The organism is Dongia sp. agr-C8 (genome assembly GCF_054658695.1).
The window spans coordinates 647,476-667,214 of record NZ_BAAGHZ010000004.1 but is presented as its reverse complement, the minus strand read 5'-3'; the positions used below and the strand labels follow the sequence as shown (position 1 = coordinate 667,214).

The following is a 19,739-nucleotide window of genomic DNA, read 5'->3' as shown; positions in this document are numbered from 1 at the left end:
AATCAATGCATATTTAACGGGCTGCGGGCTACCCTATGCGGAGCCGTCAGGGCGCGGCTGACAACAGAAGAGGGTACAAACGTGCTGTACACCGCAGTTCTGGTCGCCTGCCTGTCCACCGCTGGTGCATCGGCGCCGGCGGACTGTCGCACCCATGAGATGCTGATCACCGGCGGCGTCAATCCGATGTCGGCCTTCATCGAGGCGCAGACCCGCGCCGCGGAATGGCTGGCGCAACATCCCCGGCTGGCCAAGCAATCGTTGACCATCCACGCCGGACGCGCCGCTTAGGGTTTCGACGCGAGCTGCTCGAAGAGCGCGAGGATCGCGGGCCAGCCGCGGTCGACCGAGTCATGCATCTTGGTTCCGCCCTCGGCGCCCATGCGCTCGAACAGGCGATGCTCGAGTTCGACCCGCGTTGCGTCCGGGCCTTCGGCAATGAAACGGATTTCAACCTCGCTGCCGAGGCCTGGGTCCGATTGCCATTCGCCGTTGATCTCCCAGCTGACCGCGAAACGCTGGGGCGGCTCCCAGACCAGGACGTGACCCACGGCGGTCTCGGTGCCGTCGGCGGTCCGCTCGAACCAGCGGCCGCCGACGCGCGGTTCGATCATGACCTGCTTGGGCTCCGCGGGGCCGATGTGATGTGACTTCGGCCACCAGCGGTCGAGGCCGGCGGTGAAGACCTCGAAGGCGTGGACTTGCGGCGCGCGCACCAGCAGCGACTTGCGCACCGGCGCAATAGTGAGTGAACGGCTGTCGTTCATCGCTCCGCCTCCGTGCGGAAATTCTCCAAAGCCTCGTCCCAGAAGCGGTCCAGCCAAGCGCGTAACGCGCCGAGCCCCTTCGGGTCGATCGTGTAGATGCGACGCGTGCCGTCCGGCCGATCGCTCACCAGGCCGGCCGCTTTCAGCACTTTCAGGTGCTGCGACACCGCCGGCCGACTGACCGTGAGGCCGCGCGCGATATCGGCGACCGGTTTCGGGCCTGAACCCAAGCGCTCGAACACCGCCCGGCGGGTCGGGTCGGCCAAGGCTGCCAATGCAGAGGCGTAAGTCATTACTTACAGTAAGCTGTAACTTACAGAAGAATCAATCCCCGAATTGCACGGTTGTCATGAGAAGCATGCTGGACGTGGCTCTGCTTCTGTTGCCAAATAGTTCTCAGCATCCCATTTGTAGAGATCACCCGAGCCCCGCATGGAGCTGCGACCCCCGATAATGCTGCCTCCGGACCTCTTCCATCCCGCCGTTGCGGACTGGTTCACCCGGCATTTCCCGGAAGCGACGCCGGCGCAGGCGCAGGCCTGGCCGGCGATCAAGGCAGGCGAGCACACGCTGATCGCGGCGCCCACCGGCTCGGGCAAGACCTTGGCGGCATTCCTCGCGGCGATCGACGGGCTGGTGCGCCAGGGACAAGACGGCACGCTGACCGACGCGACGCAGATCGTCTACGTCTCGCCGCTGAAGGCGCTTTCCAACGACATCCAGAAGAATCTCGAAGCGCCAATCGCCGGGATCCGCGCCGCGCTGAAGGCGCGTGGCCTGCCCGATGTCGAGATCTCGACCTGGGTCCGCACCGGCGACACGCCATCCTCCGAACGCGCGAAGATGGCAAAGCGCCCGCCGCACATTCTCGTCACCACGCCGGAGTCCTTCTACATCCTGCTGGGGTCGGAATCCGGCCGCAAGATGCTGGAGACCACGCGCTGGGTGATCGTCGACGAAATCCACGCCATGGCCGGCAACAAGCGCGGCGCGCATCTGGCGCTCTCGCTCGAACGCCTCGCGGCGCTCTGCGGCGACAAGCTGCTGCGCATCGGTCTCTCGGCGACCCAGAAGCCGATCGACGCGGTGAAGAACCTGCTGGTGGGAACGGGCGGAGCAGGGGGCGCGCCGAAGGTGCGCGTCGTCGATACCGGCCACCAGCGCCACCGCGAGCTGGTGATCGAAGTTCCGGGTCAGCCGCTGGAAGCGGTGATGTCGGCGGAATGCTGGCTCAATGTCTATGATCAGCTGCAGCAACTGATCGAAGCGCATCGCACCACGCTCGTATTCGTCAACACCCGGCGCATGGCGGAGCGGGTGGCCCGCGCCTTGTCGGAGCGCCTCGGCGAGACCGCGGTCACCGCGCATCACGGCAGCATGGCGAAGGAGCACCGCCTCGCCGCCGAGCAACGCTTGAAATTCGGCCAGCTTCGGGCACTCGTCGCCACGGCATCCCTGGAGCTCGGCATCGATATCGGCGATGTCGATCTCGTCTGCCAACTGGGCTCGCCGCGCAGCATCGCAAGTTTCCTGCAACGCGTAGGCCGATCCGGCCACGCGGTGGGCGCCACGCCGAAAGGCCATCTCTTCCCGCTGTCGCGCGACGAGCTGGTGGAATGCTCGGCCTTGTTCGACAGCGTGCGGCGCGGCGAGCTCGACAAGCTCGATATCCCGAACAAACCGCTCGACGTCATCGCCCAACAGATCGTCGCCGAATGCGCGGCGCAGGATTGGAGCGAGGACGATCTCTTCGCGCGCTTCACCCGAGCCTGGCCCTATCGTGATCTGACCCGCGCGGAGTTCAGCGAAGTCCTGAAGATGCTGGCCGAGGGCTTCACCACCCGCCGCGGCCGGCGCGGCGCGCTGATCCACTGGGACACGATCAACAAGATTATTCGCGGCCGCCGCGGCGCGCGTCTCACCGCGCTCACTTCCGGCGGCACGATCCCGGACACCGCCGACTACCAAGTCCTGCTGGAGCCGGAGAACCATGTCATCGGTACGGTGAACGAGGACTTCGCGATCGAAAGCCTCGCCGGCGACGTGTTCCAGCTCGGCAATGCCTCCTACCAGATCATCCGGGTCGAGCGCGGCCAGGTGCGGGTCGAAGATGCGCATGGCCAGCCGCCGACCATTCCCTTTTGGCTCGGCGAGGCGCCGGGGCGCAGCGACGAGCTTTCGGATTCGGTCTCGCGCCTCAGGAAGGAGATTGCGCAGCGCCTGGAGGCCAAGCCGGATTCAGTCCTGCCCTGGCTGATCGAGGAGGTCGGCATCGCCGAAGCCGCGGCGGAGCAGGAGGTCGAATACCTCGCCGCCGGCAAGGCCGCGCTCGGCGCCATTCCCAGCAAGGACACCATCGTCCTCGAACGCTTCTTCGACGAGGCGGGCGGCCAGCAGCTCGTCATCCACACGCCCTACGGCAGCCGGATCAACCGCGCCTGGGGCCTTGCCTTGCGCAAGCGTTTCTGCCGCAAGTTCAACTTCGAGCTTCAGGCCGCGGCCACCGAGGACAACATCGTCCTCTCGCTCACCTCGGCGCACAGCTTCGATCTGGCCGAGGTCGCGCGCTATCTCCATTCCTCCAGCGTACGGCAGATCCTTACGCAAGCTCTGCTCGATGCGCCGATGTTCAACGTGCGCTGGCGTTGGGTCGCCGGCGTCTCCCTGGCCTTGCCGCGCTTCCAGGGCGGCAAGAAGGTGCCGCCGCAATTCATGCGCATGCAGGCCGAAGACCTGGTCGCCGCTGTCTTCCCCGACCAGATCGCCTGCGCCGAGAACCTGGTCGGCGAGCGCGAAATCCCCGACCATCCGCTGACCAACCAGGCGATCTACGACTGCCTGCACGAGGCGATGGACATCGAGGGCCTGGAAACGCTGCTGAAGCGGATCGAGGCCGGCGAGATCCGCATCGTCGCCGCGGATCTCACCCAGCCGTCGCCGCTGGCGCTCGAAGTCCTCTCCGCACGGCCCTATGCCTTCCTCGACGACGCACCGCTGGAAGAGCGCCGCACCCAGGCCGTCATGGGCCGCCGCTGGCTCGACGCCGAGAGCGCCGCCGATCTCGGCCGGCTCGACAGCGAGGCGATCATCCGCGTCAAGGAAGAGGCTTGGCCGGAGCCGGCCAATGCCGAGGAGCTGCATGATTCCCTGCTCTGGCTGGGCTGCGTCAGCAACGACGAGGCGCGGGCGGCGCCGGACTGGCTGCATTGGCTGAGCGCGCTCGCGGCGGACAGGCGGGTGACGCGTCTCGAAACCGGCAATGCACGGCTCTGGATCGCCACCGAACGGCTGAACCAATTCCGCCTGGTCTGGCCCGGTGCGGCGAGCGTCCCGCCGGTCGCCAGCGGCGAGGCCTTCGCGCAGACCCGCGAGGAGGCGCTAATCGAGGTCGTCCGCGGCCGCCTTGAAGGCCTCGGCCCGGTGACGGCGACCTCGCTCGCCATGCCGCTCGGGCTCGAAGCCGCCGATGTCGAGGCGGCTTTGAGCGCGTTGGAGATTGAAGGCTTCGTGATGCGCGGCCGCTTCAGCGCCGGCGGCAACGCGGAGGAGTGGTGCGACCGCCGCCTGCTCTCGCGCATCCACCACTATACGCTGCGGCGCCTGCGCGCCGAGATCGAGCCGGTGGCGGCCAAGGATTTCTTGCGCTTCCTGTTCCAATGGCAGCGCGTCGCCGAAGAGTCGCGGCTCGAGGGTCCGGATGCGATGACCGTTGCCGTGGCCGGGCTCGAAGGCTTCGAGGCGCCGGCCGGGGCCTGGGAGACCGAGATCCTGCCCGCGCGGATCAAGGCCTATGAGCCGAGCTGGTTCGACGACCTCTGCCTCTCCGGTCGTTTGTCCTGGGCGCGATTGACTCCGGCGGTTGGTGGCAAGGACAAGGACCGCGTCGCCTCTCCGGTCCGCACCACGCCGATCTCAATCATGGAGCGCCGTTCCGCGCCGCTCTGGACGGCGCTGGTCGGCGAAACCAGATCCAATCTCGAACCGAGCCCGCGGGCGCAGGCGGTGCTGGATGCGCTGAAGGCGCACGGTGCCTCCTTCTTCGACGAGTTGGTGGCCGAATGCGGCCTGCTGCGCCCGCAGGTCGAGGACGCGCTGGGCGAGCTGGTCAATCTCGGGTTGGTGAATTCCGACAGTTTCGGCGGCCTGCGCGCGCTCCTCGTCCCGCAAGAGAAGCGGAAGCCCTTCGGCAGCGCGCGGCGCCGCGGCCACGTGCTGCCCTTCGACATGGACAATGGCGGCCGCTGGGCGCTGATGCGCCGCGCGACGCAATCGGCCGATCCGAAACTCCGCGACGCCGCGGTCGAGCATATGGCGCGCACGCTGCTGCGCCGCTACGGCGTCGTGTTCTGGCGGCTGCTCGGGCGCGAGGCGGCTTTCCTGCCGCCCTGGCGCGAGCTCTTGAAGGTCTACCGGCGCATGGAGGCGCGCGGCGAGATTCGCGGCGGCCGCTTCGTCGCCGGTTTCTCCGGCGAGCAATACGCGCTGCCAGACGCAGTCGGCGCGTTGCGCGAGGTGCGCCGCAAGGCGCCGGACGGGGCGTGGGTCTCGATCTCCGGCGCCGATCCCCTGAATCTGGTCGGCATCCTGACGCCCGGCAGCAAACTCAGCGCGCTGACCGGCAATCGCGTCCTGTTCAAGGACGGCATACCGATGGCGACGCTCTCCGGCGGCAAGGTGGAATACACCCCGAGCCTCGAACCGGCCGAGCATTGGGAGGCGAAGAAGAAACTGCTGCGCTCCGCCGCCCCACGCCATTTTGCAGATCTCGGCTAGGAAAGGACTGACGCTTGGAGCGTGATGATTCTGCGGCGAAAGCCCTGGCCGACATCGCCGCCGGCAAGCCCGCCTCGCTGAAGGGCCGGTTCCTGTCGGAGGACAAGTCGCACCGATATCAGCAGCTCGCCGACCTGCTGGCCGTGCTGGATGCGAAATATGCGACCCCGCGGCTCAATATCGATGCCTGGATCAACCGCATCGACAGCGCGCGGCAATTGACCCCCGAATCCAAGGTGCACGATCTGCAATGGCACAATTCGCCGGAAATTGCGGTCGGCACCTTCGAGTTTCACATGGGCCCACGCCGCTAACCCCTGATTTTCCTGTCATTTCGGACCATATAGATCTTTGGTCGAATTGACGGCTCATGAAAAGAGATTGGTAAACTTTCCCAACGAAGATGCCGCCATGCAAACGGCGCCAGCATCGTTCTTTGGGAGGAAACATGACCGCAGCCCCGCCATACCGGGCGATGCACCGATGACAGGCACGCGGTCCAGCCCCCGACCGTCTTCGGAAAAGCACCCGTCATCGGAGACGCCGCCCGCGGCGACCAAGGAAATCGACAAGGACCGGCTGATCACCGAGATGGCCGACCGGATCGGCACGCTCGGCGTCGAGATGGCGGATATCGCCGGCAACGTCGAGGACGTCGCCGGCCGGGTCGCCGACCAGGCACAGAAGTTCAGGGCCCTGGACGAAACCGCCAAGGCGATGGTGGCGACCAACCACGAGATCGACCGGGCCGCCAAGGCCGCGCAGTCGGCGGCCTCGATCGCCGGCGCCGAGGTCGCGGAATCCCGCACCGCGGTCAACGGCGCGGTCGCCGACATCTCCGAACTGATCTCCGCGGTCGGCCGGATCGCCGAGCGCCTCAACACCGTCAATACCGTCCTGGAGCAGGTCGCCGGCTTCTCCGGCACGATCGAAACCATCGCCAAGCAAACCAACCTGCTGGCCCTGAACGCGACCATCGAGGCCGCGCGCGCCGGCGCCATGGGCCGCGGCTTCAGCGTGGTCGCGAGCGAGGTGAAGAGTCTCGCCGAGCAGACCCGGCAGGCGACGCGTCAGATCAACGAGACGGTGCATGACCTGACCTCGCAGATCGGCAATGTCATCACCGAGAGCAGCGCCGCCACCTCGCGCGCCAAGCAGGTTGGGCAGAGCACCAACCAGATCCAGGGCGTGATCGAGCGCGTGCATGACGGCTTCGAGGCGGCAGACCGGGAAGTGAACTCGATCGCCTCCACCGCCGCGGACAATCTGCAGCATTGCGATACGGTGATCCTGGCGCTGGACGACCTTACCAAGGGTGTCGAGGCCTCTTCGGTCAACCTGAAGCAGGCGGAGGAACGCGTCGAAGGCCTTCTGAAACTCAGCGAGACCCTGATCGAGTATATCGCCGAGAGCGGCGTCGAAACGCCGGACACGCCGCTGATCCGCGCCGTGCTCGAAGCCGCACAGAAGGTCGAAGCGGTGTTCAACCAAGCGATCGACAGCGGCGAGATTACGCTCGATGACCTGTTCGACGAGAACTACCGCGAGGTCCCGAACTCCAACCCGAAGCAGTATCTCACCAAATACACCGCCTTCACCGACCGGGTGCTGCCGGCGATCCAGGATCCGCTGCTCGCGCTCGACCCGCGCATCGCCTTCTGCGTCGCCTGGACCAGCGCCGGCTATCTGCCGACCCACAACCCGCAATACAGCAAGCCGCAAGGCGCGGACCCCGTCTGGAACACGGCCAACTGCCGCAACCGCCGCATCTTCAAGGACCGCGCGGTGCAGAAGACCTCAGCCAACACCAAGCCCTTCCTGCTGCAGACCTATCGCCGCGACATGGGCGGCGGCAAGTTCGTGCTGATGAAGGACCTCTCGGCCCCGATCCACGTCAAGGGCCGCCGCTGGGGCGCCTTCCGCATGGGCTTCCGGCAAAGCTAGGGACGGCAGCGCTCTCAGCCGTTCAGCCGCCAGAGTTCGAAGTTGAGGGCGGTCGCGAACCCCACCCAGGCGACCAGCGGGATCAGGCAGAGGCCGGCGATCCGATCCACGCGCCAGAACGCGGCGGCCGTCGCCACCACCATGAACCACTGCGGTATGATGTTTGCCAGGCCGGCGCCGGGATTCTCAGCGGCAAAGAACATCCAGGACCAGGCCGCGTTCAGCAGCAGCTGCCCGTAAAACAACAACACCGCCACGCGCTTCAGCGGGGCGGCCGACCGCAGCACGCGCCAGAGCGCGAAACCCATCAGCAGATAGAGTGCGGTCCAGGTGGGTCCGAACAGCCAGTTCGGTGGATTGAACGACGGCTTCGCCAGTCCGGCATACCAGGGCTCCAGATGCGGGAAGGTCGCAATCTGTCCCAGGATGAGAACGGCCGCGATGCTGACCGCCGCGATCACCGCATAACCGAGGTCGCGCTTCATGCTATGGCCGCCACGCGCACCGGCACGCCGACCTTGAGCGAGTTGGCGACGGTGCTGATCCGCTCGGCCTCGGCGATCAGCGCGTTGACGTCGCCACCATCCGGCAGGTCGCAGGCCACGTATATCGTCGCGCCGGTGGTCAGCAGCGGCTCGCCGTTGAGATCGAGCGTCACCTTGACCGAGATTTCGCCAAGCGCGACGCCGCGCGCATGCGCGACATAGCGGAGATCGTTGCAGAAGCAGCCGCCGATCGCCAGGGCCAGCAGCTGCCCGCCGTTGAAACCGAGGCCTCGGCCGCCGGCCTTGCCTTCAGGCCGGTCCACGACCAGGGTATGGGCGCCTGCCCAGCCGAGCGCCGCCTCGGTCCCGGCGATGTTGCGCAATTCGACGGCCATCTGGACCATGGGGCGTCCTCTAGAGAAACTTTCCGGTATCCAGGATCACCGCGGTGTAGTCGCGATAGCTCATGCCGAGTTCTTCCGCGCGCGCCAGCCGCCGCAAGGCGATCTCCTTCGGCGGTGTCTTCCAGGCTTCGTTATGCGCCTTGGTCCAGCAATAGAGCCGCCAGGAACCGTTCGGATCGAGATCGTCCGGCAGCGGGCCGCCGTTATGACCGATCCACGGGTTCAGCACGGCCGCAGGCGGCGTCGCGATTGAATTGCCGCGCAGCAGATGCGCCACCAGGTTCGACCGTTTGCGCTGTGCCATCGGGCTCCTGCTCAAAACAGCGGCGATGGGTGCCGCATTGCTGGGCAGATCGTCGGTCATCGCGCTCCGCACAACGACCTTCGTTGTGCACTGCATCCGGAATCGTTGACCGGTTCCAACCCGTGTGGAACATTTTAGAAAAGCACGCGGAATTGCAACAGGGAGTCTTCTATGTCTCGAAGCCGCACAATGCTATGCGCTGCATGGGCGAGCGTCGCCGCTCTTCTTCCGACCGCTGCCTGGGCGCATGTCGGCGCCGGCTCGACCGCCGGCTTCGTGCACGGCTTTGTCCATCCGGTCACCGGCGTCGATCACGTCCTCGCCATGGTTGCGGTCGGCATGTTCGCCGCCAATCTCGGTGGCCGCGCGCTCTGGGCCGTGCCGCTCTCCTTCGTTTCGGTCATGGCGGTCGGGGGGGCGCTAGGGATCGCCGGGATCGGACTGCCCTTCGTCGAGGCCGGCATTGCGGCCTCGGTCATGATCCTCGGCCTCGCCGTCGCGCTGCAATGGAAGTGGCCGGTCGCGGCGGCGATGGCGCTGGTCGGGATCTTCGCGGTCTTCCACGGCCATGCCCATGGCGCCGAGATGCCGCACGGTGCCTCCGGGCTCGAATACGGCTTGGGCTTCGTGCTGGCGACCGCGTTGCTGCACGGCGTCGGTCTCGGCCTCGGGATCGGCATCGCCCGGTTCGGCTGGGCCTATTCGCCGCGCATGATCCGGTTCGGTGGCGACGCCATGGCGGTCGCCGGGGTCGGAATTCTGACCGGCATCATCTGACACACACCGGGTGGAGTGCGGCGGGCAAGTGCCGTTCCGCCTTTCGACTCTTGCCCGACTCCCGCTGCCCCGCCGGATGGCTTAGTCTGGCGCGGCATACTGGGAGGCAGTTGTGTCGGTCCTCGACGATCCCGCATTGGCGGCCATCGAAGCCAACGATCTGCGGTCGCCGGTCACGCGTGCGGGCTATGAATACTGGCTGCGCAAGAAGGGCGATCGGGCGTTTCCCGCGCGCTCCGATTTCGATCCTCTGCTGGAGCAACCGAAGCTTTCGCGCAACATGGTGCTGGTCGATGTCGAGCGCGATCCGCTCGACTTCCGCTACCGCTACATCGGCACCCGCGTGCGCGAGAACATGAACGCGGAGTGGACCGGCAAGCGGATGTCGGAGATCCCGATGCAGCGCGCCCCCAACCCGATCTGGCAGCATCACCTTTGGGTGCTGGAACACCGCATGCCCAGGTTCTACCGTCCGGCCTATCTCGGCCCTTTCAAGGAATTCAAGTTCATCGAATCCGCGCAGCTTCCGCTCGGTGCGGAAGAGGGCGAAATCGATATGATGATGGTATTCGTGGATTTCCTGCGGAAGAGCGCAGCGTAACGTAACGGAATCACTTGCCGTGTGCTTCGCCGACGATCCAGTCGCGGAATAGCGCGATCTCCGGGCGCTGGTCGGCGCCGAGCGGATAGACCAGGTGATAGCGAAATCCGGTTTTCAGCCGCTTGGAGATCGGCGCCACCAGCTGCTTGCTGTCGAGATAGTCCTGCACCAGAGAGGTCTGGCCGAGCGCGACACCCTGGCCGTCGACCGCGGCGCGCAACAGCAGGTTGCTGTCTGGGAAGGTCATGTCGCGCTGGCGGTCGGCCTCCGAGCCGAGGTCGGAGACGCCCGCCGCCTCGAACCAGGCCGGCCAGTCCGGCCAAAGGCCTTCCCGGCTCGACCAGTCAAGGCGCAGGAGTCGCAACTGCACCAGGTCCTTCGGCTTGGCGATCGGGTGGCGTTTCAGATAAGTGGGCGCGCAGACCGGCAGGATCTCGTCCTCGAAGAGATCAATCGATTCCAGGCCCGGGTAATGGCCGCGGCCGAAACGGATCGCGAGATCGGCCTCGTTGGCGGCGAGATCGACCACTGTCTTGGTCGGGTCAAGCAGCACGTCGAGCGCGTTGGGCAGCTCGCGATAGTGGGGCAGGCGGCTGATCAGCCAGTTGACGGCGAAGGCCGGCTCGACGCTCAGGCGCAGCCGCCGTGGCGCCTTACGCTGGCGCATCCGTTCCACCGCCTGCTGCATCTGGCGGAAGGCGCTGATCAGCGGATCCTTGCCGCGCAGCCCGGCCTCGGTCAGTTCCAGCGCATTGCCGCGCTTCTGCACCAGCGGCAGGCCGAGGTCGGCCTCCAGCGCGCGGATCTGCTGGGTGACAGCGGCGGGCGTCACACGCAACTCCTCGGCCGCGCGCCGCACCGAGCCCAGTCGGGCCGCGGCCTCGAAGGCGCGCAGGGCGGCCAGCGCGGGCATGCGGGTGTGCGGAGTCGTCGCCATTATTGACCTTAGCGGAAGGTTAAGTCTCCTGTTTAGCCCAGCTTAACAGAAATCACACCCGAACTCAGTCGAAAATCCCCGAGAACCAGCTAAATATGCAAGTTATGGAGCGAGGGCGAACGAGACGACCCCGCCGACTGTTTAGAAGGAGTGACGATCATGAACAACCGGGCCCTGGTGCGCGAATTGGCCGACCACGACGACCGCCAGCTGATGGATATCGGCCTGGTGCGCGGCGAGGACGGGACCCTGCGTCTCGCTGCCGATCCGGGGCTGCCGGCCGGTTACGCCGTCGCCGACCAGGCGTTCTCGGGCGTGATGGCCACCATCCGATCGATCCTGCGCGAAGTCCGCGCGGTCCCCTTCCACACCAGCGCCAGCGGCCCGGTGATCCTGACCCAGGAAGCGGCCTGATCCTTCACCCTCCGGCCGCCCCTGCGGGGCGGCCGGCGGTTTGATTGCAGCAACCAGTCCAAGTCTTTTCAGCGCCGGGTCGTCCCCCGGCGCTTTTTTCATGGGGCTTTCTTCATTCGGGCAGGATGGGCTCGATCGGGCGCGGCTTGCGCCGGTCGACCAGGATGATGCCGAGCCCGCTGGCGACGATTGTCCCAATTCCGAGCAGGGCGAGCGAGTTGGGCCATTCGGCGAAAACGACCAGGCCCGAAAGCATGGCCCAGACCGCGAAGCTGTAGAAGAACGGCGCGATCACCGCCGGCGCGCCGAGCCGGTAGGCCATGAACACGCCGAAATGCCCTAAGGTCACGAAGAAGCCGGAGGCGGCCAGGAAGAGGGTGTTCTCCGCGCTCGGCAGCACCACCGTCTCGGTGAGGACCATGCCGATGCCGGAGGCGGCCAGCACCACGATGTTGGTGGCGAGGGTCGCGACCAAAGCCGGGATATCCGAGGACACTTTGCGCCCCGCGACGTCGCGCAGGGCCAGGAAGAGGGCGCTGGCAAAGGCCAGCAAGGCCGCGGTCGAGAACCCGCTGGCGTCGGGCTGGGCGACCAGGAGCGCGCCGACGAAGCCGGCGGCGATCAGCCCGAGCCGGATCAATCCAATGCGTTCGCGGCCGATCGTGGCGATGATCAGGATGAAGATCAGCGGCGCGATCTGCTCGATCGCGACCACGTCCGCGATCGGCATCATGGAGAGCGCGACGATATAGAACATGACGCCCGCGGTTTCGAACGCCGCGCGCGCCAGCGACGCGGGCGAGAAGCCGCGCAGGACGCCGCGCCACTGGCCGAGAATCAGCACCAGTCCCGCGCACCACGCGACGGCGAAGATGCCGCGCACGAACAGCACCTCGAAGGGCGGCACCCCGGCCAGGGTCACCAGCTTCATGAAGGTGTCGCAGACCACGTAGGACGCGGTCGCAAACAGCATCCCGGCGATGCCGCGGGCGTTGGATGTCGAAATGGACATGAAATTGCCGGCGGGGTCCCGCGGCTCCGTCGTGGGGTTACGCAATGCTCGAACGCTAGCGAATTGAAGTGGCCTTGTCATTGCGCCGACTGAATATTGCCGCGCGCCCTGCAGGCCGACCCAATGCCCGATTCAAGCAGTCTGTCCCGGTTTCGGTAAGGAGCACAACCCGTTTTTGTCAGGAATCTGAGTTTTGAAAGGAAACTGATGTCAGGAACCTATCCGCGTGCTAGATCGACGGGTAATTCCGGCTCCAAGAAGCGGTGAAACTCCGCCACGGCGAGTCGGCTGCACGGGATTGCGCGGGCTGGGGGGCCTGCCAGTCCCGGGACAGGGTGGCTGAGACGGGGAGTGGGGATGCCGGGATTCGTCCGGAGCTACGTGAGATTCACCGACCGGATCTCGGACTATGTCGGCTATCTCGCGGCCGCGCTGGTCTTCGTGATGGGCGCGACGCTGATGTTCGACGCCTTCACCCGCAACGTCGTCCATATGCCGGTGCATTGGGCGGTCGAGCTGACGCAGTTCACGCTGGCCGCCTATTACTTCATGGGCGGGGCGTTCACGCTGAAGAACGATTCGCACGTCCGCATGGACCTGATCTACTCGTCGCTCTCCGATCGCGGCAAGGCGAAGGTCAATCTCGCGACCGCGGTCTGCCTCATCTTCTACCTGGTGGTGACGCTGATCGGCGGCATCTCCAGCCTGCAATACGCGATCGCGACCAACGAGAAACGCTTCTCGATCTGGAATCCCTCGGTGATCCCGATCAAGGCGCTGCTGGTGGCCTGCCTGGTCCTGATGCTGATGCAGGCCGTCGCCCTGGTGTTCAAGCACATCGCCACGCTCCGCGGAGAGAATTGGGGCGGGGAGAAGCAGGCATGAGCTACGAGGCGATCGCCCTCACCATGTTCGGCGCGATGCTGGTCCTGCTGGCGACCGGCCAGCGGGTCTTCGCCGCGATCGGCTTCGTCGCCATGACCGCGGCGCTGCTGCTCTATGGCCCGGGCGCGATCGAACTCTCGTTCAACCAGGTCTTCAAGCTGTTCAACTGGTACGCCATGCTGACGCTGCCCATGTTCATCTACATGGGCTACATCCTGGCCGAGTCCGGCATCGCGGAAGACCTCTACCGCATGCTGCACGTCTGGTTCGGCCGGGTGGGCGGCGGGCTCGCCATCGGCACCCTGTTCCTGATGGTGATCATCTCGGCGATGAACGGGCTTTCGGTCGCCGGCATGGCGATCGGTGCCACCATCGCGCTGCCCGAGATGCTGCGGCGCGGCTACGACAAGATCCTGATCTCCGGCGTGGTCCAGGGCGGATCGTCGCTCGGTATCCTGATCCCGCCCTCGGTGGTGATGGTGCTCTACGGCATGATCGCCCGCCAGCCGGTGTCGAAACTCTGGTTCGCCGGCCTGGTCCCGGGCCTCATCATGGCGGCCCTGTTCATCCTCTACGTGATGATCCGGGCCCGGATGAATCCGAAGCTGGCGCCGACGGTGCCGGAGGAGGAGCTCCGGATGCCGCTGCGCGAGAAGCTGGCCCTGGCCCGTGCCGGCATCATCCCTTTCGCCATCTTCTTCTTCATGACCGGGCTGTTCGTGTTCGGCTTCACCAGCCTGGTGGAGAGCTCGGCGGTCGGCGCCACCTGCGCGACCCTGGCCGCCGTCGCCAAGCGGCGCTTCACCTGGAAGCTGATCCGCGACACCTCGCTGAAGACCCTGAACGTCTCCTGCATGTTCATGTGGCTGATCCTGGCGGCGCTGGCCTTCGGCACGGTGTTCGACGGCCTCGGCGCGGTCAAGGCGCTGGAGCATTTCTTCCTCGATCAGCTCCACCTCGGACCCTGGGGCGTCATCGTGCTGATGATGCTGAGCTTCATCTTCATGGGCATGTTCCTCGACGACACCGCGATGCTGGTGATCGTGGCGCCGCTCTACATCCCGCTGGTGAAGGTGCTCGACCTCGGCTTCGACAACCAGCTGATCTGGTTCGGCGTGCTCTACACGATCACCTGCCAGATCGCCTACATCACGCCGCCATTCGGCTACAACCTGTTCCTGATGCGCTCGCTGGCACCGAAGGAGATCACGCTGGTCGACATCTACCGGTCGATCTGGCCCTTCGCGATCATCATGGCCATCACCATCGCGCTGGTGATGTTTTTCCCTCAGGTCGCGCTCTGGCTGCCGGAGCATATGTCGGTCAAGGGATGAGTGGCGTTCAAAGCAACCAACAGGAGGTTCTTATGACTGAAGAGACCAAGAAGCAGAGCCCGTCGGAGAAGATCCTCGCGACCCGCCGCAACGTCTTGCGCAAGGCGGGTCTCGGCGGCGCGGCCATCGCGGCCGGCGCGACCCTCGGCGCGCCGCGCGTCATCGCCCAGACCGGGCCGATCAAGTGGCGCCTGCAGACCTATTCCGGCGCGCCGCTGGGCGCCCATGTCATCAAGCCGCAGATCGACGCTTTCAACAAGGCCGCCAACGGCGAGATGGAGATCGAGCTCTTCTACGCCGACCAGCTGGTGCCGACCGCGGACCTGTTCCGCGCGCTCCAGTCCGGCACGGTCGACGCCGTGCAGTCCGACGAGGCGACCATGGCCTCGCCGGTCGATATCGCGGTCTTCGGCGGCTATTTCCCGTTCGCAACGCGCTACAGCCTCGATGTGCCGGCTCTGTTCCATTACTACGGCCTGAACGAGATCTGGGCCGATGCCTACAAGGACGTGGAGAACGTCACCTGGCTCTCGACCGGCGCCTGGGATCCGCTCCACATCTTCACCGTCAACAAGCCGATCAAGAGCCTGGCCGACATGAACGGCCTGCGCGTCTTCGGCGTGCCGACTGCAGGCAAGTTCCTGTCCAAGTACGGCCTGGTGCCGGTGACCATTCCCTGGGACAACGTCGAGGTCGCGATGCAGACCGGCGAGCTCGACGGCGTCGCCTGGTGCGGCTTCACCGAGGCCTATGAAGTGGGCTGGGCCGATGTCTGCAAATACGCGCTCGCGAACTCGGTGACCGGCGCCTGGTTCGGCAGCTACTTCGCCAACACGCCGAGCTGGAACAAGGTGCCACCGCATCTGCAACAGCTGTTCCGGGTCACCATCGACCAGTCGCACTACTACCGTGACCTCTGGTATTGGGGCGGCGAGGCGAAGCTGCGGGTCGAAGGCGAGAAGATGGAGCTGACCCAGCTTCCGGCCGAGGAATGGGCCCAGGTCCTGAAGGACTCCGAGGGCTTCTGGGACGAAGTGGCCGCCTCCAGCCCGCGCGCCGGCAAGGTGGTCGAGATCTTCAAGAAATATGCCGCCAACATGGAGAAGGCCGGCTACCCGTATCGCTGATTGGAGCCGCCGCGCATTCGACGGCCATGCCCGCCCGGGCATGGCCGTTTCCATTTCGGCTGCGACATCGTGCACCTTGGCCCAACTTGACCGGCTCTGGCGGCTGCCGCCTACTCGCTTCGGGATAGGCGGGACTCCGGAAGATGGCGAAACAAACCGGCTGGATGCGTTGGGTGCCGGGGCTCGTGACCCTGCGCCACTACCAGGCCGCCTGGTTGACTCATGACCTGATCGCGGGTCTGGTCCTGACCACCATGCTGGTGCCGGTCGGGATCGCCTATGCGACGGCCTCGGGCGTTCCCGGGATCTACGGCCTCTACGCGACGATCGTGCCGCTGCTGGCCTATGCGCTGTTCGGCCCGAGCCGCATCCTGGTCCTCGGCCCGGATTCGTCGCTGGCGGCCCTGATCCTCGGTGTCGTCCTGCCGCTCTCGCAGGGCGATCCGATGCGCGCGGTGGCTCTGGCCGGCGGCATGGCGATCGTCTCCGGCGTGATCTGCATCATCGCCGGCGTGGCGAAGCTAGGCTTCATCACCGAGCTGCTGTCGAAGCCGATCCGCTACGGCTATATGAACGGCATCGCCTTCACCGTGCTGATCAGCCAGGTGCCGAAGCTGCTCGGCTTCAAGATCGAGAACGAGGGGCCGCTGCGCGACATCGGGTCGATCGTCCAGGGCATCTCGGGCGGCGCGGTGAACTGGACGGCCTTTGCACTCGGAGGCGGAACGCTGGTCGTGATCCTGGCGCTGAAGCGGTTTCAGCGCATCCCCGGCATCCTGCTCGCGGTCATCGCCGCGACCGTGATCGCCGGCATGCTCGACCTCGGCAACACGGCCGGCATCTCGATCCTCGGCCCCTTGCCGCAGGGATTGCCGGGCTTCGCCATCCCTTGGCTCACCGCCGCCGACATCGTTCCGGTCCTGCTCGGCGGCGCGGCAGTTGCCATGGTTTCTTTCGCTGACACCAGCGTGCTCTCCCGCACCTATGCGGCAAGGCTCAAGACTCCGGTCGATCCCAACCAGGAGATGGTCGGCCTGGGTGTCGCCAACTTCGCCGCCGGATTCTTCCAGGGCTTTCCGATCAGCAGCAGTTCGTCCCGCACGCCGGTGGCGGAGGCGGCCGGGGCGCGCACCCAGCTGACCGGCGTCGTCGGCGCGGTCGCGGTAGCCCTGCTGCTCGTATTCGCGCCGAACCTGCTGCAGAACCTGCCGTCGGCGGCCCTGGCGGCCGTGGTCATCGCCTCCGCGATCGGCCTGTTCGAGTTCGGCGATCTCATCCGGATCTATCGCATCCAGCGCTGGGAATTCTGGCTGTCGATTGTCTGCTTCGCCGGGGTCGCGGTGTTCGGCGCCATTCCCGGCATCGGTATTGCGGTCGTGCTCGCCGTCATCGAGTTCCTGTGGGACGGCTGGCGGCCGCATTCGGCGATCCTGGGCCGGGCCGAAGGCATCAAGGGCTATCACGACATCACGCGCTATCCCGATGCCCGGCGCATTCCCGGCCTCGTTCTCTTCCGCTGGGACGCGCCGCTGTTCTTCGCCAATGCCGAGCTGTTCCGGGAACGCGTCCTCGAGGTGATCGAGCGCGCGCCGACGCCGACCCGCTGGTTCGTCATCGCCGCGGAACCGGTTACCAGCGTCGACGTAACCGCCAATGACAGTCTCGAGGAACTGGTGAAGTCGCTGAAGGAATCCGGCATCGCGCTGCGTTTCGCCGAGTTGAAGGACCCGGTGAAGGACAAGCTCCGGCGTTTCGGCCTCTACGCGCAGCTCGGCGAGGCGGCGTTCTTCCCCACGCTCGGCGCCGCCGTCAATGCATACCTCAAGGCCCATGACGTTGAATGGGTGGATTGGGAGGACCGATGAATTGGCTGCTGCTCCTGGTGCCCGTCGCGATCGCGCTCGAGCATCTCGCACCCGAACGGTATCTCTTGATCTTCGTCACCGCCTGCCTCGCGATCCTGCCATTGGCGGCCCGGATGGGCCATGCCACCGAGGCGCTTGCGGAGCGGATGGGCGAGGGCGTCGGCGGACTGCTGAACGCCACCTTCGGCAACGCAGCCGAGCTCATCATCGCGCTCGCGGCCCTGCGCGCCGGGCTCTACGACGTGGTCAAGGCGTCGATTGCGGGCTCGATCGTCGGCAACATCCTGCTGGTGCTCGGCGCCGCCATGCTGGCCGGCGGGCTGCGCCACCGCGAGCAGAGCTACAACCCGGTCGGCGCGCGCTCCCAGGCGACCCTGCTGACCCTCGCCGCCATCGCCTTGATCCTGCCGGCCGCCTTCGAGGCCGCGTCCGGGACTACGGCGACGACCCTCGGCTATCTCAGCGTCTCGATCTCCGTTGTACTACTGCTGGTCTATGCCTGCTTCCTCGGCTTCAGCCTGGTCACGCATTCGGCGCTGTTCGCCGGCTCGCATGAGGCGGAAGCGGGCCAGGCGCCCGCCTCGGTGCCGCGGGCCGCGCTCGAGCTCGCGCTGGCCACCGCGGCGATCGCCTGGATCAGCGAGATCATGGTCGGCGCGATTGAGCCCACCGCCCATGAGTTCGGCCTGAGCGCGGTCTTCGTCGGCGTCTTCGTGGTGGCGATCGTCGGCAATGCCGCCGAGCACGCGACCGCGATCAGCGCCGCGCTGAAGAACCGCATGGACCTCTCGCTTTCAATCGCGATCGGTTCCAGCATCCAGGTGGCCCTGTTCGTGGCGCCCTTCCTGGTGCTGACCAGCCTGTTTCTCGGGCCGACGCCGATGGACCTTGCCTTTCCGGTGGGCCTGGTCCTGATCGTTCTCCTTTCGGTGCTGATCACCGGCCAGGTCGCCGGCGACGGCCGCTCCGACTGGCTGAAGGGCGTCCAGCTGCTCGCCGTCTACCTGGTGCTCGGGCTCGCCTTCTTCTTCCTCCCGATCGCGCCGTCCGCGACGCCCTGACGCCGTCAGAGCGCCAGTGGATCGCCGATCATCGCGTTCATCAGCGCCATGCGCAGCGGGACGCCGTTGGCCGCCTGCTGGAAATAGACCGAATGCGGGCTGCTGTCGAAGCTCGGCGGAATCTCGCAGCGCCGGTCCAGGGGGTGCATGACGATCAGCTCCGGCTTGGCCCGGGCGACGCTGGCGTGATCGACCAGGAACTGGGGCTTGACGATGTAATAGGCGTGCTCGCCCATCGCGTTGTGATAGATGACGTCGACCTCCGCGGCGACATCCGCCACGTCCGAGACGCATTCCCAGTCGAGCCCGGCGGCGTCGATCGCATGCTGCTCGGCATCCGGCAGCCGGCCGGGCGCATCCGAGAGCAGGTAGACCTTCACCTTGTCGAAGGCGCAGAGCGCGTGGAGCAGGGAATGCGCGGCGCGCAGATGCAGGCCGCCGATCATCAGGATCTTCAGCCCGTCGATCCGCCCCAGCCGCTCCTGCATGGTGAAGAGATCGATCAGGGTCTGTGTCGGGTGTTCGGATCCGGCGCCGATGCCGTCGCCGCCATTGATCACCGGCACGCTGCAATGCTCGGCGAACAGCTTCGGCGTGCCGACCTCCGGATGGCGCATCACCGCGATGTCGCAATAGGCGGAGATGCAGGTGGCGGTGTCCTCGAGGCTTTCCGGCTGCAGCGCGCCCAGGCGCGACGCTTCCTTGGTGCTAAAACCAACCACGCCACCGCCCATCCGGATCATCGCCGCTTCGAAGGAGAGGCGCGTGCGCGTGCTGGTCGAGAAGAACAAGCTGCCGAGGATCTTGCCGGCGAGCGGCCGGGCCGCGACCACGTCCTGGAACTGCGCCTTGATCGCCGCGGCGCTGTCGATCAGCGCTTCGATCGCATGCCGCCGCATGCCGCGCATGCTGAGGATGTCGGCGTTGCGGAAGTCTTCCAGCGGATGGCTGGGCTGCAGCGGCGGCGCCCAGTTCACGTCACGCGCCGTGAATGGTGTGAAGGCCGGCGTGACGCGAGGGGATGTCCGATGAGACGCCCGGCGGGTTGG

20 protein-coding genes are annotated in these 19,739 nt (G+C 66.2%); 12 read left to right on the top strand and 8 right to left on the bottom strand.

The features are described 5' to 3' along the window. The first annotated feature begins 81 nt into the window (after positions 1-81). The gene (locus tag ACYQ4T_RS23415; RefSeq protein WP_459859015.1) at positions 82-291 is read left to right on the top strand and encodes a hypothetical protein; all 210 of its coding nucleotides are present in this window, start codon (positions 82-84) and stop codon (positions 289-291) included. On the opposite strand, the gene ACYQ4T_RS23410 is transcribed toward ACYQ4T_RS23415, so the two are convergent. Then, positions 288-767 carry an SRPBCC family protein gene (locus ACYQ4T_RS23410; protein WP_459859014.1) on the bottom strand — a complete coding sequence of 160 codons (480 nt, stop codon included), beginning with the start codon at positions 765-767 and terminating at the stop codon, positions 288-290. The genes ACYQ4T_RS23415 and ACYQ4T_RS23410 overlap by 4 nt on opposite strands. Then, complete coding sequence (locus ACYQ4T_RS23405) at positions 764-1,060, bottom strand: ArsR/SmtB family transcription factor (RefSeq protein WP_459859013.1); 297 nt, start codon at positions 1,058-1,060, stop codon at positions 764-766. Before ACYQ4T_RS23405 ends, ACYQ4T_RS23410 begins: the two co-directional genes overlap by 4 nt. Before the next feature lie 160 nt (positions 1,061-1,220). Here ACYQ4T_RS23405 and ACYQ4T_RS23400 point away from each other — a divergent pair, with 160 nt between their 5' ends. From ACYQ4T_RS23400 to ACYQ4T_RS23390, 3 genes are all read left to right on the top strand, one after another. After that, positions 1,221-5,540 carry a DEAD/DEAH box helicase gene (locus ACYQ4T_RS23400; protein WP_459859012.1) on the top strand — a complete coding sequence of 1,440 codons (4,320 nt, stop codon included), beginning with the start codon at positions 1,221-1,223 and terminating at the stop codon, positions 5,538-5,540. Positions 5,541-5,554: 14 nt separating this feature from the next. Further along, positions 5,555-5,854, top strand: a complete 300-nt coding sequence (locus ACYQ4T_RS23395; RefSeq protein ID WP_459859011.1) for a hypothetical protein — start codon at positions 5,555-5,557, stop codon at positions 5,852-5,854. A 169-nt stretch (positions 5,855-6,023) separates the two neighbouring features. After that, positions 6,024-7,484 (top strand): methyl-accepting chemotaxis protein, encoded by a 1,461-nt coding sequence (locus ACYQ4T_RS23390; protein WP_459859010.1) that lies wholly within the window; start codon positions 6,024-6,026, stop codon positions 7,482-7,484. A gap of 14 nt (positions 7,485-7,498) precedes the next feature. Here ACYQ4T_RS23390 and ACYQ4T_RS23385 read toward each other — a convergent pair whose 3' ends face one another. Genes ACYQ4T_RS23385 through ACYQ4T_RS23375 form a run of 3 tightly spaced genes read right to left on the bottom strand, consistent with a single transcriptional unit; the run spans position 7,499 to position 8,677 of the window. Beyond that, the gene (locus ACYQ4T_RS23385; protein ID WP_459859009.1) at positions 7,499-7,969 is read right to left on the bottom strand and encodes a TspO/MBR family protein; all 471 of its coding nucleotides are present in this window, start codon (positions 7,967-7,969) and stop codon (positions 7,499-7,501) included. Then, complete coding sequence (locus ACYQ4T_RS23380) at positions 7,966-8,373, bottom strand: OsmC family protein (protein ID WP_459859008.1); 408 nt, start codon at positions 8,371-8,373, stop codon at positions 7,966-7,968. Before ACYQ4T_RS23380 ends, ACYQ4T_RS23385 begins: the two co-directional genes overlap by 4 nt. Positions 8,374-8,383: 10 nt before the next feature. Further along, the gene (locus tag ACYQ4T_RS23375; RefSeq protein ID WP_459859007.1) at positions 8,384-8,677 is read right to left on the bottom strand and encodes a hypothetical protein; all 294 of its coding nucleotides are present in this window, start codon (positions 8,675-8,677) and stop codon (positions 8,384-8,386) included. Between the two features lie 189 nt (positions 8,678-8,866). Between ACYQ4T_RS23375 and ACYQ4T_RS23370 the strand changes: the two genes are divergently transcribed. Then, complete coding sequence (locus ACYQ4T_RS23370) at positions 8,867-9,454, top strand: HupE/UreJ family protein (protein WP_459859006.1); 588 nt, start codon at positions 8,867-8,869, stop codon at positions 9,452-9,454. A gap of 112 nt (positions 9,455-9,566) precedes the next feature. Then, positions 9,567-10,055, top strand: a complete 489-nt coding sequence (locus ACYQ4T_RS23365) for a PAS domain-containing protein (RefSeq protein ID WP_459859005.1) — start codon at positions 9,567-9,569, stop codon at positions 10,053-10,055. Between the two features lie 10 nt (positions 10,056-10,065). Here ACYQ4T_RS23365 and ACYQ4T_RS23360 read toward each other — a convergent pair whose 3' ends face one another. Next, positions 10,066-10,992 carry a LysR substrate-binding domain-containing protein gene (locus ACYQ4T_RS23360; protein WP_459859004.1) on the bottom strand — a complete coding sequence of 309 codons (927 nt, stop codon included), beginning with the start codon at positions 10,990-10,992 and terminating at the stop codon, positions 10,066-10,068. Positions 10,993-11,151: 159 nt separating this feature from the next. On the opposite strand from ACYQ4T_RS23360, the gene ACYQ4T_RS23355 reads away from it, so the two are divergent. After that, positions 11,152-11,406 (top strand): DUF1127 domain-containing protein, encoded by a 255-nt coding sequence (locus tag ACYQ4T_RS23355; protein ID WP_459859003.1) that lies wholly within the window; start codon positions 11,152-11,154, stop codon positions 11,404-11,406. A gap of 112 nt (positions 11,407-11,518) precedes the next feature. Here the strand turns inward: ACYQ4T_RS23355 and ACYQ4T_RS23350 are convergent, their stop codons facing one another. Beyond that, on the bottom strand, positions 11,519-12,418 hold the full coding sequence (locus ACYQ4T_RS23350; RefSeq protein WP_459859002.1) for a DMT family transporter: 900 nt from the start codon (positions 12,416-12,418) through the stop codon (positions 11,519-11,521). Positions 12,419-12,775: 357 nt separating this feature from the next. On the opposite strand from ACYQ4T_RS23350, the gene ACYQ4T_RS23345 reads away from it, so the two are divergent. The 5 genes from ACYQ4T_RS23345 to cax all read left to right on the top strand — a co-directional run bounded on the left by ACYQ4T_RS23345 (position 12,776) and on the right by cax (position 18,690). After that, entirely contained in the window at positions 12,776-13,303 is a 528-nt protein-coding gene (locus ACYQ4T_RS23345) for a TRAP transporter small permease subunit (protein WP_459859001.1), read from the top strand. After that, positions 13,300-14,637, top strand: coding sequence for a TRAP transporter large permease (locus ACYQ4T_RS23340; protein WP_459859000.1), 1,338 nt, complete (start codon positions 13,300-13,302; stop codon positions 14,635-14,637). The genes ACYQ4T_RS23345 and ACYQ4T_RS23340 overlap by 4 nt, the downstream gene beginning before the upstream one ends. A gap of 32 nt (positions 14,638-14,669) precedes the next feature. Beyond that, positions 14,670-15,764 (top strand): TRAP transporter substrate-binding protein, encoded by a 1,095-nt coding sequence (locus tag ACYQ4T_RS23335; RefSeq protein ID WP_459858999.1) that lies wholly within the window; start codon positions 14,670-14,672, stop codon positions 15,762-15,764. 143 nt (positions 15,765-15,907) lie between these two features. Further along, positions 15,908-17,629, top strand: coding sequence for a SulP family inorganic anion transporter (locus ACYQ4T_RS23330; RefSeq protein WP_459858998.1), 1,722 nt, complete (start codon positions 15,908-15,910; stop codon positions 17,627-17,629). Next, positions 17,626-18,690: a calcium/proton exchanger gene (gene cax, locus ACYQ4T_RS23325; protein WP_459858997.1), complete on the top strand. Its 1,065-nt coding sequence runs from the start codon at positions 17,626-17,628 to the stop codon at positions 18,688-18,690. Before ACYQ4T_RS23330 ends, cax begins: the two co-directional genes overlap by 4 nt. 5 nt (positions 18,691-18,695) lie before the next feature. Here the strand turns inward: cax and pyrB are convergent, their stop codons facing one another. Beyond that, positions 18,696-19,667: an aspartate carbamoyltransferase gene (gene pyrB, locus ACYQ4T_RS23320; protein ID WP_459858996.1), complete on the bottom strand. Its 972-nt coding sequence runs from the start codon at positions 19,665-19,667 to the stop codon at positions 18,696-18,698. Between the last annotated feature and the right edge of the window lie 72 nt (positions 19,668-19,739).

Coding starts and splice junctions, on each gene's coding strand:
- ACYQ4T_RS23410 (WP_459859014.1), bottom strand. CDS start 767: ATGAACGACAGCCGTTCACTCACTATTGCGCCGGTGCGCAAGTCGCTG.
- ACYQ4T_RS23405 (WP_459859013.1), bottom strand. CDS start 1,060: ATGACTTACGCCTCTGCATTGGCAGCCTTGGCCGACCCGACCCGCCGG.
- ACYQ4T_RS23400 (WP_459859012.1), top strand. CDS start 1,221: ATGCTGCCTCCGGACCTCTTCCATCCCGCCGTTGCGGACTGGTTCACC.
- ACYQ4T_RS23390 (WP_459859010.1), top strand. CDS start 6,024: ATGACAGGCACGCGGTCCAGCCCCCGACCGTCTTCGGAAAAGCACCCG.
- ACYQ4T_RS23385 (WP_459859009.1), bottom strand. CDS start 7,969: ATGAAGCGCGACCTCGGTTATGCGGTGATCGCGGCGGTCAGCATCGCG.
- ACYQ4T_RS23380 (WP_459859008.1), bottom strand. CDS start 8,373: ATGGTCCAGATGGCCGTCGAATTGCGCAACATCGCCGGGACCGAGGCG.
- ACYQ4T_RS23375 (WP_459859007.1), bottom strand. CDS start 8,677: ATGGCACAGCGCAAACGGTCGAACCTGGTGGCGCATCTGCTGCGCGGC.
- ACYQ4T_RS23370 (WP_459859006.1), top strand. CDS start 8,867: ATGCTATGCGCTGCATGGGCGAGCGTCGCCGCTCTTCTTCCGACCGCT.
- ACYQ4T_RS23360 (WP_459859004.1), bottom strand. CDS start 10,992: ATGGCGACGACTCCGCACACCCGCATGCCCGCGCTGGCCGCCCTGCGC.
- ACYQ4T_RS23355 (WP_459859003.1), top strand. CDS start 11,152: ATGAACAACCGGGCCCTGGTGCGCGAATTGGCCGACCACGACGACCGC.
- ACYQ4T_RS23350 (WP_459859002.1), bottom strand. CDS start 12,418: ATGTCCATTTCGACATCCAACGCCCGCGGCATCGCCGGGATGCTGTTT.
- ACYQ4T_RS23345 (WP_459859001.1), top strand. CDS start 12,776: ATGCCGGGATTCGTCCGGAGCTACGTGAGATTCACCGACCGGATCTCG.
- ACYQ4T_RS23340 (WP_459859000.1), top strand. CDS start 13,300: ATGAGCTACGAGGCGATCGCCCTCACCATGTTCGGCGCGATGCTGGTC.
- ACYQ4T_RS23335 (WP_459858999.1), top strand. CDS start 14,670: ATGACTGAAGAGACCAAGAAGCAGAGCCCGTCGGAGAAGATCCTCGCG.
- ACYQ4T_RS23330 (WP_459858998.1), top strand. CDS start 15,908: ATGGCGAAACAAACCGGCTGGATGCGTTGGGTGCCGGGGCTCGTGACC.
- cax (WP_459858997.1), top strand. CDS start 17,626: ATGAATTGGCTGCTGCTCCTGGTGCCCGTCGCGATCGCGCTCGAGCAT.